This window comes from Actinoplanes sp. M2I2, assembly GCF_023544445.1.
Taxonomy (GTDB): domain Bacteria; phylum Actinomycetota; class Actinomycetes; order Mycobacteriales; family Micromonosporaceae; genus Actinoplanes.
In genome coordinates this window covers 26,685-42,351 of sequence record NZ_JALPVJ010000009.1, presented here as the reverse complement: position 1 = coordinate 42,351, position 15,667 = coordinate 26,685, and the positions used below count along the sequence as shown (strand labels likewise).

Genomic DNA, 15,667 nt, shown 5'->3' with positions numbered 1-15,667 from the left:
CGCCGGCTCCGGCTCGTCGGACGGCGACGGCGTCAGCTCGCGTAGCGCTTCTCGGCCCGGGCCCGCGCCTTGATCGCCTCCTCCTCGCGGTTCTTCGGCGGGGCGGTGGTCACCAGCTCGTCGAGCAGCTCGGCCGTGGCGGCGGCGATCGCGGCCACCGCCCGGTCGAAGGCGGCCTGGTTGGCCTGGGACGGGCGGGTGCTGCCGGCGACCTTGCGCACATATTGCAGGGCGGCGGCGTGGACCTCGTCAGACGTGGCGGGCGGCTCGAAGTTGTGCAGCTGGTGGATGTTGCGGCACACGGTGGGCACCTCCGGGGGAGCGGCTGCGGGACGTCTGTCAAATTACGCCTGGGGTACGACGAAATACGATGGGTTCATGGCGCACTGGTATGAGTCGTCCATCGAACGGCAGCTGCGGGAGGCCGCTGAGCGCGGTGAGTTCGACAATCTGGCCGGCCAGGGAAAACCACTCCGCGGCCACGGCGGGGAGTACGAGGACGACTGGTGGGTGAAGGACTGGCTGGAGCGCGAGGGCGCGACCGCCTCGGTCATCCCGGCGACCCTCGCGCTGCGCCGGGAGACCGAGGACCTGGAGGAGAAGGTCGATCGGCTCCCCACCGAGCACGAGGTCCGCGACTACGTCGCCGATCTGAACGAGCGTCTGCACAAGGCCCGGGTCGGCCTGATGGACGGCCCCCCGGTCGTCCTCCCGCCCCGGGACGCCGACCGGGTGATCGAGGGCTGGCGGCAGCGCCGGTCGGCCCGCTGACGCCCGCCGGTCAGGGACGCCCGCCGGTCAGGGAGCAGGCGTCAGGCGCTCGCGGATGTCCAGCGGGTCCGCGGTCAGGGTGTCGCAGTGGACGTAGGCCAGCTGGATCGTCACGTCGGTGAACCAGAGGACCGGGAGCGTCAGCGGCGGGGGCTGCTCGGGCGTGAAGGTGACCGGGATCAGGCCGAACAGCTTGCCCTTGAAGTTCGGCGTGTAGAAGCGCACGTTCCCGTCGGTGACCAGCTCGTTGCTCTTGATCACCGTGGTGGCGGCGCCGGCCTCGTCGACGGTCAGCGTGAAGGGCTTGTTCACAGCCTTGTCCATGCTGAACTTGAGGGCCTTGAAGCTGCCCTTCGACGTCGGCATGTCGACCACGCCGTCGTACGTCGAGTTGTACATGGTCAGCGAGCCGACCTCCATCACCCCGGGCTTCAACCCGACGCGGGGGATGCCGTCGGCGTTCGCCTGCAGACCCAGCACCCGCGCGCCCAGGCACGGGATCTCCTCGCCGGCCGAGGGAGCCGAGGGAGCCGGGGAATCCGAGGAAGCCGAGGGAGAGACCGAGCGCGGCGAGGACGCTGACCCGCCGGAGGCGGCCGGGGCACCGGCGGACGGAGTGGCCGGCGCGGACGCCGTGCCCGGCGGATCGGCCGAGGCCGGAACCGCGGTCGTGGCCGAGGCCGACCCGGGTGAGGGCGACGACTCCGACGGCGACGACTCCGACGGCGACGGCGACGTGCTCGGTGAGGGCGAAGCGTCGCCGATGCCGAGCAGGTTGCCCACGCCGTCGAAGAAGTCGCCGATCCCGTCCAGCACCGGGTCGGCGGTGTCATCGGCCACGGCCGGAGCAGAGCCCCCGTCCTCCGCGCCGGCCGGAACCGGCGCGGAGGACGTGGGCGAGCCCGTCGCCGTCGGCGACTCCGGGTCGCCTCCGGCCGGCGGCTCGGTGCCCGGCTGTGGGACCGCACCGGTCGGGGGAGCCGGTGCGGTGGTGGCGGCCGACGCCGACGCCGAGGTGGCCACCGGGGAGCGGGACGGGAGCCCCTCGGGGCACTCCTCGGCCCGGGCCGGGGAACCGCTCCCGGCGACCAGGATGCTGCCGGTCACGGCGATCAGGAGCAGGGCGACGCCCAGCGCGCGCGGGTTGGGCAGTCCGTCCCGGCGCGGGCCGGGCGCGCCGTCACCGGGTTGCCCGTCGGTTACGGGCCCGGCGGACCGGGGCTGCGGGTGCGGGCCGCCCAGGCCGGGGATGAAAGCGGTGTCGGCCTCGTGCGGGCGGTCGTCGTGCCCGGCGACCTCGACGGGACCGGCGGAGGGGGCGGGGGCCGGGCTCGGCTCGTGCGCCGGATCGTCGTCCGGCGCCTCGGCGATCGGCGACGGCTTGACCCGCGGCGGCCCCCAGGCGATCACCAGCGCGCCGCCGACGATGCCGAACAGCATGCCGAGGAAGAAGCCACCCAGGTTGAGCCCGACGAACGTGTAGAGCGCGGTCAGCACGCCGATGATGCCGTAGAACAGGCGCTGCGCCGGCGAGAACCAGCAGAGCAACCCGCACAGCAGCAGCAATGTCGGCAGCAGATAGGACAGGAAGCCCTGCGGGCCCAGGTGGACCTCGAGACTCCCGAGGTTCATGTTGGCGGTGTAGAGCAGTTCGAGGGCCGCCACCACCAGGAAGAGCCCGCCCCAGAACGGCCGCTTGCGCCGCCATGCCCGGAACCTGCTCCAGAAGCCGTCCTGTGCCACCTGCGTCGCCTCCAGAGCGATGATCAAGGCCGTACGAGAGATCGGAGTCGGACTGAGGGGCCCGCGGATCGCTTCCCGCGAGCCCCTGAAGCGGATCAGCCCTGGAAACACTCTTTGCTGGTGTCGCCCAGGTAGAGCTTCAGGCTCATGCCGGTCAGCTTGAAGGTCGACGCCGAGGTCATGTACGCCTTCTGCTTGAGCCCGACGATCGTCACACCGCTGGCCTGCTGGCCGAAGCCGCCGACCTCGCCGTGCTCCTTCTGACCGTCCTGGTCGAGCGTCGAGGCGTCCTGACCGATGTCGATGTTCTGGAACGTCGCGTCGCCGCTCAGCTCCGACATGCCGATCAGCAGGTTCTCGGCCTCGGCCGGCTTGTCCGGGGCGGAGCCGGCCTCGATGCGGAGCACGACCGGGCCGGCCGCGACCGACTGGCACAGCTTGTAGATGTCGGCGCTCTCGATGCCCGACATCGCCGCGACGACGTACTTCTGCCCGGTCGTCGGCTGGACCTTCTCGGTCGGCAACTGCTTGCTGTACTGGGTGAAGCCCTCACCGACCAGCCGGTCGGCGGAGAGCTTGAACTGGGTGCCCGACACCGAGAAGCTGGCGGCCAGGGCGCCGTTGGCCAGGGCGACGACCAGGCCTCCGGCGACCACGGCGGGCACACCCACCGCTACGGCGAAACGGCGCCAGTTGGTGCGACCGTACGCCGGATCGCCTTGCGCATCCTTCACGGATCCTCCTAGTGGTGGAAAACGGCTCCGGTGGGGCCGCACCTCACGGAACGCATCGACGATGGGCCGTGCCGATACACCACTGACAGTGAGGTCCGTCGATGCCGTCGTTTAACGTGCGGGAGATGTTGCCGTTCCGGCCGCGCGGGGACAAGGGGCTTGGCTACTAGTCAGTAACCCACGTCACGCGAGCGTCGTGACTGAGCGTGACATCGAAGAGCATGTCCGTCACAAATTCGGGCAGATCGATGCCGCTGGGAGCGTGTGATGGTCACCACGCGTACGGGACCCGCCTTAAGTTACGGATCGGTAACGAAACCCAGGTTGTTTTCAGGAAGCGGTGTTACCGCTGGGTCCAGGCAACGGAAAGAGGACCTCGATGATCTCCCGCGACACTCGTGCTCTGGCCCGTCTCGGCGGTGTCCTCGTGCTGGTCGGAGCCCTGGTAGGGCTGTCCGCCATCCCCGTCGGCGCGGTGTTGCGAGCCGGTACGTCGTGGAGCCGCCGACAGCGCGCCGAGCTGCCGCCGCAGCTGCTCGACCCGCCGGCCGCCCAGCTGACCCGGGTCTACGGCGACGACGGCACGACGCTGATCACCACGTTCTACGACGAGGATCGGCACGACGTCACGCTGAGCCAGATCGCCCCGGTGATGCGTCAGGCGATCGTGGCCGCCGAGGACACCCGGTTCTACGAGCACGGCGGGGTGGATCTCAAGGGCGTGGCCCGCGCGCTGGTCTCGGACGCGCGCAGCGGCAGCGCCGAGCAGGGCGCCTCGACGCTCACCATGCAGCTGGTGCGCAACGTGCTCAAGGAGGACCCGAGCCTGACCCCGGCCGAACGGGCCCAGGCGACCAGCGACAACGCCGGCCGCAAGCTGCGCGAGATCGAGTACGCCGTCGAACTGGAGAACCGGCTCACCAAGCAGCAGATCCTGCGGAACTACCTGAACATCGTGTACTTCGGCGACGGGGCGTACGGGATCGAGGCCGCCGCGCGACGGATCTTCGGCGTCAGCCCGGCCCGGCTCGACCTCGCCCAGGCGGCCCTGATCGCCGGCGTCGTGCAGTCGCCGGACGCCGACAACCCGATCAGCGGCGACCGGAGCAGGGCCGAGACCCGCAAGGGCTACGTGCTCGCCGCGATGCTCAAGGCCGGCCTGATCACCCGGGCCCAGCACGACGCGGCCGCGGCCGAGAAGCTCACCTTCTCGGGGCAGACCCAGCCCAACGGCTGTGTCGACGCCACCGGCCAGGCCGACGGCCGGGGCTTCTTCTGCGACTACTTCGAGCGTTGGTGGGACGCTCAGCCGCAGTTCGGCGCCACGAAGACGGAGCGTGACGACGCGCTGCGCCGCGGCGGCTACAACGTCGTCACCACGCTCGACCCGGATGTGCAGAAGGTCGCGGCCAAGCAGTCGCGCGAGGTCTACGGGCTCGGCGACCGCAAGGCGCTGCCGATCGCGGTCGTCCAGCCCGGCACCGGCAAGGTGCTCGCCCTGGCCGTCAACCGCCACTTCGGCACGGCGAAGAAGGGCGTCGACACCGTGAACCCGCTCGTCAGCGGGGGCAGCGGCATCAACGGCTACCCGTCCGGCTCGACGTTCAAGATGTTCACGATGCTGGCCGCGCTGGAGGCCGGACTGCCGCTGAGCTCCGGCTTCGACTCGCCCGCGAAACTGGTCACCGGGTGGTCCGACGAGGGGCCGGGCAACTGCGACGGCCGGTACTGCCCGGGCAACGACAACCCGAGCTGGATGGACGGCTACCGGACCATGTGGGATGCCTTCGGGCGCTCGGTCAACACCTACTTCGTCCACCTCGAGGAGCAGGTCGGGCCGGCCGCCGTGGTCGCGATGGCCAAGCGGCTCGGCATCAGCTTCAGCGCGCCGGCCGACGCCCGGATGGCCGCCGACAATGCGGACTCGTGGGGCTCGTTCACCCTAGGCGTCATCGACACGACCCCGCTCGAACTGGCCTCGGCGTACGCGACCGTCGCAGCCGGCGGCCGGTACTGCGCGCCGCTGCCGGTGGAGTCGATCACCGGCCCGGACGGCCGGGCGGTGCCCGTGGCCACCAGCTGCCGGCAGGTGCTCGACCCCGGCGTCGCGCGGGCCGCCGCCGACGCGGCCCGCTGCCCGGTGGGTCAGCAGAGCGCGTACGGGAAGTGTGACGGCGGCACGGCCGAGCAGGTGGACGGCATCTTCGGCGGCCGGCCGGTGGCCGGCAAGACCGGCAGCACCGAGGACAACCGCACCGAGACCTTTGTCGGCTTCACCCCGGCGATGGCGGCGGCCGGCATCGCCAACGACCCCGTCAACCCCTCGGACCGGGTCGGCAGCGGCGTCGAGTCGCGGGTGGTCACGGCCGTGGCGCGTACCTTGCGCGCGGCGGTCGGCAACGGCGCCTACGAGGGGTTCCCGCCGCCCAGCGCCACCCTGGCGTACGGCGGGTGACGCGCTCAGGTCACCTATCTGCCCTACGCCGGTCTCGATCCGGCGTACTGCTGGGCGACGCGCTCCGATACCGCCGGGCCGACCGTCCCTGCCACATCGAGGTCGGCGCGTCGCGCGACGGCGACCGGTGGCGCGTCGCGGTGACCGACAACGGGGTGGGCATCAGCCCGCCGCCGTCATGACGGTGGCGCGGTTCGCGTTTCCGGCGCCCGCAGAGCCGACCAGAGCCGGTCCCGGGTGAAGGGCAGGTCGGTCAGGCGTACGCCGGTGGCGTCGCGCACCGCGTTGGCCAGGGCCGGCGCGACCGGGTTGAACGGGCTCTCGCTCATGGACTTGGCGCCCAGCGGCCCGATCGCGTCGTCGGTGTCGGCGAACAGCACCTCGGTGCGCGGCACGTCGGCGAAGGTCGGCAGGTGGTACTGCCGGAACCCCACGGTGCTCACCTGACCGTCGGGGCCGAGGTCGACGTGCTCGGCCAGCGACGCGCCAAGCGCCTGGGCCACACCGCCCTCGATCTGACCACGGCACTGCAGCGGGTTCATCACCGTGCCGGCGTCGGCGCTGTGCACGCTGCGCAGGATCCGCAGCTCGCCGGTCTCCGGGTCGACCGCCACCCGGAACCACTGGGCGTTGAACGCCACCGACCGCGGGCTGCCACCCCAGTGCCCGGTCGCGCTCAGCGGGCTGTCCGCCCGCGCCGCCAGATCCCGGAGCACGGCCTCGGTCAGCTCGGCCCCACCCGACGAGGCGCGCAGCCGCGCGTGCAATCCCCGGGCCGCGTGCAGCACCGCCTTCCCGGCCACGACCACGCCGGTGGAGGCGAAGGCGCCCGTGTCGTGCGGCACGACGTCGGTGTCCGACTGCCGCACGGTGATCCGGGCGGGCGTCGTGTGCAGCGCGTCCGCGGCGATCTGGGCGTGCACGGTCGTGCTGCCGTTGCCGAACTCGGCCGTGCCGACGGCGATCTCGAAGCTCCCGTCGGACCGCAGGGTCGCCGTGGCGTCCGCGTGGTGCCCGCCGGGCGGTCCGGCCGCGATCATCGTCATCGCCATGCCGTCGCCGACCAGCCACCCCTCCGGCACGTCGGGCGGCCCCGAGGCCGCCGCCGCCCGGAGGTGGTTCAGGCACTGGTCGAGGCCGTAGGACGCGATCGTCAGGTCGTCGGCGTGGTCGCCCGGCGCGGTCAGCTTGTCCCCGGCACGCACGACGTTGCGCTCGCGCAGCGTGATCGGGTCGACCCCGAGCCGGCGGGCCAGCTCGTCGAGGGCCGACTCGACGGCGAACGACACCTGCCCCAGGCCGTACCCCCGGAACGCCCCGGCCGGCACCGTGTTCGTGTAGACGGACCACGCGTCGGTGCGCATATTGGCGCAGCGGTAGACGGCCACCGACTCGTGGCACGCGTGGTACATCACCGCGGGCCCGTGGTTCCCGTACGCCCCGGTGTCCGAGACGACGCGCAGCGCCAGCGCGGTGAGGGTCCCGTCGGCGCGCGCCCCGGCCCGGACGGTGACGGCGAACGGATGCCGCGTGGTGGCCGAGGTGAACTGCTCGGCCCGCGTGTACTCGTGCCGGACCGGTCGCCCGAGCCGCAGCACGGCCAGCGCGACCAGGTCCTCGACCAGCATCTCCTGCTTGCCGCCGAACCCGCCGCCGACCCGGCCGGCGATCACCCGCACCTTCTGCTCGGGCAGGTCGTACAGGACCGCCAGCGCCCGCCGGGTCAGGAACGGGGTCTGCGTGCTCGTGCGGATCACCAGGCGGCCGTCGTCGTCGAGCCAGCCGAGGGCGCCGTGGGTCTCCAGGCTCGCGTGCTGCACGCGCGGCGTCCGGAACGTCCCCTCGTACACCTGGTCGGCCTCGGCGAAGCCCGCGTCGACGTCGCCGAGCTCGGCGTGCAGCTCGGCCACCACGTTGCCGGCGGCGTCCGGATGCAGCCGGGGCGCCCCCTCGGCCATCGCCTCGCCGGGGGAGAGGACGGCCGGCAGCACCTCGTAGTCGACGGCGAGCGCGCGGCAGCCCTCCTCGGCGGCGGCCTCGGTGGCGGCGACCACCGCGGCGACCCGCTGACCGGCGAAGCGCACCACGTCGTCGAGCACCCGGGTGTCGGCCGGGTCCTCGCCCGCGTGCTCGTGCTGGGCGGTGGAGAACCGCCGGGCGGGCGCGTCGGCGTGGGTCAGCACCAGCTCGACGCCGGGAACGGCCAGCGCGGCCTCGGTGCGGACGGCCAGGACGCGCGCGTGCGGGTGCGGTGAGCGGAGCACCTTGAGATGCAGCGCGCCGGGGACGTCCACGTCGAACGTGTAGCGGGCCCGGCCGGTGACCACGTCGGGCCCGGCCGGGGCCCCGAGGCTCGTGCCGACCGCCGCCCCGGCCGCGGCGCCGGCCACGGTGACCACGCCGTCGAGGGCGTCGGCGATGGCGCGGTAGCCCGTACACCGGCAGAGGTTGCCCTTGAGGGCGCGCGGCAGGTCGGAGCGCTGGTCGTCGGTGAGGGCGGCCGTCGTCATGATCAGTCCGGCCGTGCAGAAGCCGCACTGGAAGCCCTGCGCGTCGAGGAACCGCCGCTGCACCGGATGCAGGCCGTCCTCGCCGCTCAGGCCCTCGACGGTGGTGATGCTCCGGGCGGCCGCGCGGAACGCGGGATAGACGCAGGAGTGCACCGGGACGCCGTCGACGTGCACGGTGCAGGCCCCGCAGTCGCCGGTGTCGCAGCCCTTCTTGACTCCGAAGCAGCCCTCCTCGCGCAGATAGGTGCGCAGGCACTGGCCCGGCCGGGGCGCGCGGTCGTGCTCGGTCCCGTTGATGATCATGGGGCCAGCTCCACCCGGATCTGCTCCGCGTAGAGCCGGGTCAGATGCCGCCGCCAGACCGGCAGCCCGTGCACGTCGTCGACGTAGGCGTCGTCCGGTATCCGTTCGGCGATCGCCCCCTGCACCAGCTCGGCGGCCGGCGGCGAGGGGAAGACCAGCACGTAGGGGCGTTTCGTCGCCGCGGTCACCGTGAGGACGAGGCCGCCGCCGGTCGTCGCGCGCCCGATCACCAGCACCCCCGAGCGGCCGTGGGCGTGCAGCGACCCCTGGCGGTACGCGGTGCGCGAGCGCAGTGCCGCGGCCGGGAGGAACATCGAGCGCAGCAGTTCCCCCTCGCGCAGCACGGTGGCGCCGTCCCCGGTCACGAAGCCGGCCACCGGCACGGTCCGTTCGCCGTCCGGCCCCTGGAGCAGCACGGTGCCGTCGAGCGCGGCGCCGAGGGCGATCATCGGCCCGGCCGGCAGCGCGGCGCACAGATTGCCGCCGACGGTGGCCACGTTCCAGATCTTGAAAGAGGCCAGGAACGCGTGGCAGCACTTCTCGACGATGTCGTGACCGCCGGCCGCCAGCTCGGCGATCGTGCACGTGGCCGCCACCTCCAGGCCGTCCTCGCGCGAGGTCAGCGCGGGCCAGCCGGCCGTGGTCAGGTCGAGCAGCCGGGTCAGGTGGGGGCGCGGCTCGCCGAACAGGGCCGTGCCGCCGCCGAGCCACGCGTCACCCGGCCGCCACTGGCCCACCCGGGCCGGGCTGATCACTTCGGCGACGGTGTTCAGGTCCACGTCCGTACGCTACGCGCGATCTGTTTCGCTCAATTGACGATCAGTGTCGTCGCGGCAACGGAAACCGCCCAGGCCACCAGGAGCGCGACCGGCCGGCGGGGCGGCTCGATCAGCGGCGGCGGGGGCAGCGGGCTCATCTCGAGCGCCCGGATGCGGGTGTCGCGCAGCGCGGCCACCAGCTCGTCGGCGCTGCGCTGGTGGGACCGCGCGGGCCAGGGCGCCGGCACCGGCACGTTCAGCACGGCCTCACCGGCGGTCAGCACCACCGTGCCCTCGTCGTCGTGCACGATCGCGCTGTCGGTGGCCCACGGCTGCCGGGTGCTCTCGCGGAAGCCGACCGCGGCCAGGCCACCCGCGTGCCAGCGCAGCCGGGGCCGCAGCTGGGAGCGCCACCCGTACTCGTACCCGGCCGCCCCGGCGACCGCGGCCGTGGCGATCAGCGCCTCCCGCGGCAGTCCGGCCAGCTGCGCCAGCTCGGCCAGGCCCAGGGCGGCGCCGAGGCCGATCGCGATCGTCGCCGTCCAGGCCCGCCGCGGCGAGATGCGGTGCTCGCGGGGCTGGAAGGCGTCCGCGTCCCGGTCGGCCGGGCGCAGCGCCTCGGGGTCGACCAGCTGCTCCTCGTCGTCCTCGATCTCGCGCGGCAGCCCCTCGACCACGTCGTAGGGCACCTCGATCACCTCGCCGACCGGCCCGACCGGCACATGGAGGCGGTCGCCGACCTCGAGCGCGCACCACGACCCGGGCCGGGGATCGCCGTAGAGGACCGCGGCCTCGGTGTGCACGTCGTCCTCGTCGTGCCGGGGCTCCGGCTCGGCGACGTCGAACGCGAACTCGCGGGCCGTGCGCCCGTCCTCGGCCGGGAGCAGCACGTGGACGTACCCCTCCTGCTCGACGGCGCGCACCGCGTGCACCGGCTGCGGCACGCCGAACAGCCGGCGCAGGGCGGCCTGGGCCCGGACGGCCCGGGTGAGCAGCGCGCAGCCCAGGCCGAAGGCGGCGATCGTGGCGGCCAGCCAGGGCACGGCCGCGTCGTCGACGCCCACCCAGATCACCCCGGCCGCGGACGCGACCAGCAGCGCGAAGCCGCCCACCTCGGCCGGGGCGGCGACGTGCGGCAGGGCGTACGGGGCCGGCGGGCGCCGGTGCGGGACGGGCAGCGGGGCCGGGGAAGTGTCGAGGCGGGCGACGAGGAGGGCCACGGCCGCGTACGCCCACGTGGTGAGGACCGTCGCGAAGCCGGTCGCGAGCGGGGTCCACAGCACCGCGCCGAGGATGCCCGCCCAGGCCGCCGCGCCCCGATGGGCGTACACCATGATCGCCGGAGCCAGCAGGACGCCCAGGCCGACCCACCGGGCCGCCGGGGCCGGGTCCGAAGGACCACCGAGAACGCCGAAGACCAGCAGGAACGTGACCAGGCCGGCGGCCGGCACGCTCGTCTCGACCCGGAACAGCGGACGCATGCCCCCATCGTCGGCGACGGCGCCGGACGACGGAGGCGGAATCGAGGAGCCCGGCCGCACAGCCGCCGGGCTCCTCGCCTCGAGCCGCTAGGGGCCGCTGACAATGCTGGTCATCTGGTTCAGGGCTTATGTGAAGTAGTAACCAGCGTCCAGGTCGTCGATCAGTGTGGGGCCGGCGGGCTTCCAGCCGAGGAGTTCGCGGGTCAGCGTGCTGGAGGCCGGGCTGTCGGCGGCGAACATCGGTCCGACCCAGCCGAGGTCCTCCACGGCCGACGGGGCGGTGGGCATGCCGAGGCCCCGGCCGATCGCGTCGGCGATCTCGCGAGCGGTGATCGCCTCCTCGGCGACCCCGTGCAGCACGGCCTGGGCGGGAGCCTGCTCGATGGCCAGGCGGAAGAGGGCGGCGGCGTCTTGCCGGTGCACGGCCGTCCAGCGATTGTCGCCGGCGCCGACGTAGCCCGCGACGCCACGCTCGCGGGCGGCCTTGACGAGCGCCGCGACGAAGCCGTGGTCGCCCTCGCCGTGCACGGTCGGAGCCAGGCGGACGACGAGTGGCTTCACCTGCCGATCGGCCAGCGCGAGGGCCGCGGCGGCCGACTGCTGGCGCGGGTGGGCCGTGGCCGGGTCGGGCCGGTCCCGCTCGGTGGCCACCCGGCCCGGGGTCAGGCCGAGCGTGCCCGAGGCGATCGCGAACGGGCGGCCGGTGCCCTCGAGGGCGTCGCCGATCGCGTCGATGGCGGCGCGGTCCTTGCGCAGCGATCCGGCGAAGTCGCTGAAGTCGTGCACGAAGGCCAGGTGGATGACGGCGTCGTGGGTCCTGGCGCCCTCGCGCAGGATCTCCAGGGCGTCGAGGTCGCCGCGCAGAACCCGGGCGCCGCCGGCGGTGAGCCGCTCGGCCGACGCGTCGGAGCGGGCCAGGCCGGTCACCTCGTGGCCGTGGGCGAGCAGTTCCGGCACGACGGCCGACCCGATCCAGCCGGAGGCGCCGGTGACGAATACGCGCATGGCAGTTCCTTCCTCACTCAATGCGAAGCAGCGATGTCGGCTCCCACCGCGGTTGCGATGTCAGCCACTGTCGTCACCGTAACACCATGATGTCAGCGACTGACATAGTCTTGCCCTGTGATGTCAGGAACTGCCGTCGCCTACGATGGAGGCATGGGCCGATGGGAGCCGAACGCGCAGTCCCGCCTCCGCCAGGCGGCGATGGAGCTGTACGCCGAACGCGGCTTCGACCGGACGACCGTCGCCGAGATCGCCGAACGGGCCGGCCTGACCGAGCGCACGTTTTTCCGCCACTTCACCGACAAGCGGGAAGTCCTCTTCGCGGGATCGGAGCGCCTCCACGAGATGCTGGTCGCGTCGGTCGCCTCGTCGTCCGAGCCACCCGGTGTCGCCTCGGTCGCCGCCGCCTTCGACCGGGCCGCGGCCGAGTACTTCCCGCCCGTCGCCTACTCGCGGCAGCGGCAGCGCGTGATCGACGCCAACCCGGCCCTGCAGGAGCGGGAACTGGCCAAACTGGACAGAGTGGCTGCCGCGCTGGCGTCGGCCTTGCGCGAACGCGGCCTCGGTGACCCGGCCGCCGCCCTGGCCGCCGAAGCCGGCGTGGCCGCCTTCAAGGTGGCGTTCGCCCGCTGGATGACCGACCCGGCCGACGGCCCGCTGGTCGACCACATGCGGGAATGCTTCACCGGCCTGCGCTCCCTGGCGGCGCCGGCGCCGGCCGGAAGCTGAAACTTCCTCAGCATCTCCGGTACATTCCCGGGCCATGGACGCAGACGTCATCGTCGTCGGGGCCGGGCTCGCCGGGCTGGCCGCCGCACACGAGCTCACCTCGGCCGGCAAGCACGTGATCCTCGTGGACCAGGAGAACGCGGCCAACCTGGGTGGCCAGGCGTACTGGTCCTTCGGCGGCCTCTTCCTGGTCGGCACGCCCGAGCAGCGCCGCATGCGGGTGGCCGACTCCGTCGACCTGGCCTGGAGCGACTGGCAGGGCAGCGCCGGCTTCGACCGCGTCGGCGACCAGGACGCCTGGGGCGTCAAATGGGCCCGGGCGTACGTCGAGTTCGCCGCCGGGGAGAAGCGGGCCTGGCTGTCCTCGCTCGGCCTGTCGTGGCTGCCCACCGTGGGCTGGGCCGAACGCGGCAGCCTGCGCGCCGACGGGCACGGCAACTCGGTGCCGCGCTTCCACGTCACCTGGGGAACCGGGACCGGGGTGGTCGCGCCCTTCGTGCGGTCCATCCAGGACGCCGCCGCGCGGGGCCTCGTCACGTTCCGCCACCGCCACCGGGTCGACGAGCTCGTGGTGGAGAACGGCGCGGTCACCGGCGTACGCGGAAAGGTCCTCGAGCCGGCGGACGGCGCCCGGGGTGAACCGTCCAGCCGCGAGACCACCGGCGATTTCAGCCTGACGGCGCAGGCGGTCGTCGTGGCCTCCGGCGGCATCGGCGGCAACCACGACCTCGTCCGCAAGTACTGGCCCGACAGCCTCGGCTCGGCGCCCCGGCGCATGATCACCGGCGTGCCCGCCTACGTCGACGGCCGCATGCTGGAGATCTCCGCCGAAGCCGGCGCCCGCCTGGTCAACCGCGACCGCATGTGGCACTACACCGAGGGCATCCAGAACTGGAATCCCATCTGGCCCGCCCACGGCATCCGCATCCTGCCCGCCCCGTCGTCGATGTGGTTCGACGCCCTCGGCCGCCGCCTGCCCGCGCCCTGCCTGCCCGGCTACGACACGCTGGGCACCCTGCGGCACCTGCGCACGACGCCGGACCTGGCCGGGCACGACCACTCCTGGTTCATCCTCACCCAGAAGATCATCGAGAAGGAGTTCGCCCTCTCCGGCTCGGAGCAGAACCCCGACATCACCTCGGGCGACAAGAAGGCCTTCCTGCGCGAACGCATCTTCGGCAAGGGCGCCCCCGCCCCCGTGGAAGCCTTCAAGCGCAAGGGGGCCGACTTCGTCGTCGCGTCCACCCTCGACGACCTGGTCACCGGCATGAACAAACTGACCGACGAGCCCCTGCTCGACGCGGCCCGCATCAGGACCCAGATCGAGTCCCGCGACCGCCAGATCGGCCACCCCTACGCCAAGGACGCCCAGATCCAGGGAATCCACAACTCCCGCCGCTACCTGGGCGACCGCATCGGCCGCACGGCGGCGCCGCACCGCCTGCTCGACCCGGCCGCCGGCCCGCTGATCGGCATCAAACTGCACATCCTGACCCGCAAGACGCTCGGCGGCATCCAGACCGACCTGAGCTCACGCGCCCTGGCCGCCGACGGCAACCCCATCCCCGGCCTGTACGCCGCGGGCGAGGTAGCCGGCTTCGGCGGCGGCGGCGTCCACGGCTACAACGCCCTCGAAGGCACCTTCCTGGGCGGCTGCCTCTTCAGCGGCCGGGCCGCCGGCCGCCACCTGGCCGCATCCCTCTGACGCGGCGCTCGGATGGAACGGCGCTCGGATGGAACGGCGCTCGGATGGAGCGGCGCTCGGATGGAGCGGCGCTCGGATGGAACGGCGCTCGGATGGAGCGGCGCTCGGATGGAACAGCGCTCGGATGGAACAGCGCTCGGATGGAACGGTGGCCTGACCGCGAGTCGTCGCCTGGGTAGTCTGCTATGCGTCGGCGGCCGGGCGCGTCGGAGCTGGTCACGGCCGCGTTCCCCACGGTCGCTGAGCGGCGGGCCGCCGTCTGGTCCGTCCGCTTCAGGGCGTGGTGTCAGGGGAGGGACCAGCGTTGGCTGGCTGAGCCGGCGCAGGTGGCGACGGTGACACCGGTGCCCGCCCGGGCGCCGCCGGACGGGTCGGTCAGGCAGGTGTTGGTGGCTGCGTTGATCAGGCGCTGGCCGGAGACGCGCCACTGGGCCGGGGTGCGACCGTCGCAGGTGACGACCTCGATCGAGTTGTCGCCGACGGCCAGGGCGCATTTGCCCTGCACCCGCAGCGTGCCGTCGGTGGCCAGGGTCCAGCTCTGGGCGATCGTGTTGTTGCACTCGTAGACCTGGACGTGGTTGCCGTCGAACGGCACCGCGCCGTTGAGGTCCAGGCACAGACTGTTCTGGCCGCGGACCACCCCGACCCGGTCGGTGGACGGCGGCGAGGGCGCGATGCCCTCCGGAGCGCCTGTTGTCGGGGTCTGGTCGCCGGTGGGTGGCGGGACGAGGGAGATCGGCTCACCGGCGGACGGGCTGCCGGTCGGCACGGTGGGGGAGCTGGTGCCCGCGGACGGCGAGGCGGAGCTGCTCGCGCCGGCCGAGGGGCTGGGCCGGGTCGCCGCCCCGGCACGGGGACGACCGCCGGTGGCGTCGGACGTGGCGGGCACCGACGTGGTGGCGCTGGACGTCAACGGCGCCGTCGCGGCGGGCAACGGACCGCCGGGCAGCCCCGTGGTGACCGACGGCCGGACGTCGTCGCGCAGCGCCGCGAAGCCGGCCGCCGAGGCGCCCAGCACCACGACGGCAGCAGTGCCGGCCAGGACGATCAGCCGTCGGCGCCGGTTGGTGGAAGCCGGGGCGGACGCGGCGGCGTGGCGGCGGAACGGCAGGTGGAAGACCGCGGTGGGCGCATCGGCATCGCCCGGCGGCCGGTTGCCGGTCGTCTGATCGTGCGGCTGACCGCCGATCGGCTGATCCGGTGGCGGGTTGCCCGCCGCGGGCCAGGTCTGCGTCGACTCGTCATCGTCGGGCGTGCCCGGCTCGCGCAGCACGAACGGCCGCACAAGCAGAGGATCCTGCTCGTCGTCGTGGTCGCCGTTCGTCACGCTTCACCCGCCGCCATCGAGCTGCCAAGAGACGATCGGCCGCCCAAGTTACCCGCCGCGATCACCATCCCGCCGTCCCCTGAACATCCGACTTTCCGCCCCTTGCGGCCGATCAGGCAGGGAACGACCAGCTTCCGTCGGCTTGG

General features: G+C 73.2%; 12 protein-coding genes. 4 read left to right on the top strand and 8 right to left on the bottom strand.

Going from position 1 to position 15,667, the window contains the following annotated elements; genetic code table 11:
* Positions 1–32: 32 nt before the first annotated feature.
* Complete coding sequence (locus HJC40_RS19370; protein WP_250002547.1) at positions 33–302, bottom strand: DUF2277 domain-containing protein; 270 nt, start codon at positions 300–302, stop codon at positions 33–35.
* A gap of 76 nt (positions 303–378) precedes the next feature.
* Between HJC40_RS19370 and HJC40_RS19365 the strand changes: the two genes are divergently transcribed.
* Positions 379–771, top strand: a complete 393-nt coding sequence (locus tag HJC40_RS19365; protein WP_250002546.1) for a DUF1992 domain-containing protein — start codon at positions 379–381, stop codon at positions 769–771.
* A 27-nt stretch (positions 772–798) separates the two neighbouring features.
* On the opposite strand, the gene HJC40_RS19360 is transcribed toward HJC40_RS19365, so the two are convergent.
* Both HJC40_RS19360 and HJC40_RS19355 read right to left on the bottom strand, forming a co-directional pair.
* Entirely contained in the window at positions 799–2,541 is a 1,743-nt protein-coding gene (locus tag HJC40_RS19360; RefSeq protein WP_250002545.1) for a DUF6114 domain-containing protein, read from the bottom strand.
* A gap of 68 nt (positions 2,542–2,609) precedes the next feature.
* Entirely contained in the window at positions 2,610–3,248 is a 639-nt protein-coding gene (locus tag HJC40_RS19355; RefSeq protein WP_250002544.1) for a DUF6230 family protein, read from the bottom strand.
* 379 nt (positions 3,249–3,627) lie between these two features.
* Between HJC40_RS19355 and HJC40_RS19350 the strand changes: the two genes are divergently transcribed.
* Complete coding sequence (locus tag HJC40_RS19350; protein WP_250002543.1) at positions 3,628–5,703, top strand: transglycosylase domain-containing protein; 2,076 nt, start codon at positions 3,628–3,630, stop codon at positions 5,701–5,703.
* A 176-nt stretch (positions 5,704–5,879) separates the two neighbouring features.
* Here HJC40_RS19350 and HJC40_RS19345 read toward each other — a convergent pair whose 3' ends face one another.
* The 4 genes from HJC40_RS19345 to HJC40_RS19330 all read right to left on the bottom strand — a co-directional run bounded on the left by HJC40_RS19345 (position 5,880) and on the right by HJC40_RS19330 (position 11,760).
* Positions 5,880–8,516, bottom strand: a complete 2,637-nt coding sequence (locus tag HJC40_RS19345) for a molybdopterin cofactor-binding domain-containing protein (protein WP_250002542.1) — start codon at positions 8,514–8,516, stop codon at positions 5,880–5,882.
* Positions 8,513–9,295 (bottom strand): xanthine dehydrogenase family protein subunit M, encoded by a 783-nt coding sequence (locus HJC40_RS19340; RefSeq protein WP_250002541.1) that lies wholly within the window; start codon positions 9,293–9,295, stop codon positions 8,513–8,515. Before HJC40_RS19340 ends, HJC40_RS19345 begins: the two co-directional genes overlap by 4 nt.
* 29 nt (positions 9,296–9,324) lie before the next feature.
* Entirely contained in the window at positions 9,325–10,755 is a 1,431-nt protein-coding gene (locus HJC40_RS19335; RefSeq protein WP_250002540.1) for a hypothetical protein, read from the bottom strand.
* Between the two features lie 126 nt (positions 10,756–10,881).
* Positions 10,882–11,760: an SDR family oxidoreductase gene (locus HJC40_RS19330; protein ID WP_250002539.1), complete on the bottom strand. Its 879-nt coding sequence runs from the start codon at positions 11,758–11,760 to the stop codon at positions 10,882–10,884.
* Positions 11,761–11,913: 153 nt separating this feature from the next.
* On the opposite strand from HJC40_RS19330, the gene HJC40_RS19325 reads away from it, so the two are divergent.
* Positions 11,914–12,489, top strand: a complete 576-nt coding sequence (locus tag HJC40_RS19325; RefSeq protein ID WP_250002538.1) for a TetR/AcrR family transcriptional regulator — start codon at positions 11,914–11,916, stop codon at positions 12,487–12,489.
* Positions 12,490–12,523: 34 nt separating this feature from the next.
* Complete coding sequence (locus HJC40_RS19320; RefSeq protein ID WP_250002537.1) at positions 12,524–14,194, top strand: FAD-binding dehydrogenase; 1,671 nt, start codon at positions 12,524–12,526, stop codon at positions 14,192–14,194.
* 286 nt (positions 14,195–14,480) lie between these two features.
* On the opposite strand, the gene HJC40_RS46170 is transcribed toward HJC40_RS19320, so the two are convergent.
* Complete coding sequence (locus tag HJC40_RS46170; RefSeq protein WP_250002536.1) at positions 14,481–15,521, bottom strand: ricin-type beta-trefoil lectin domain protein; 1,041 nt, start codon at positions 15,519–15,521, stop codon at positions 14,481–14,483.
* Positions 15,522–15,667: the final 146 nt, after the last annotated feature.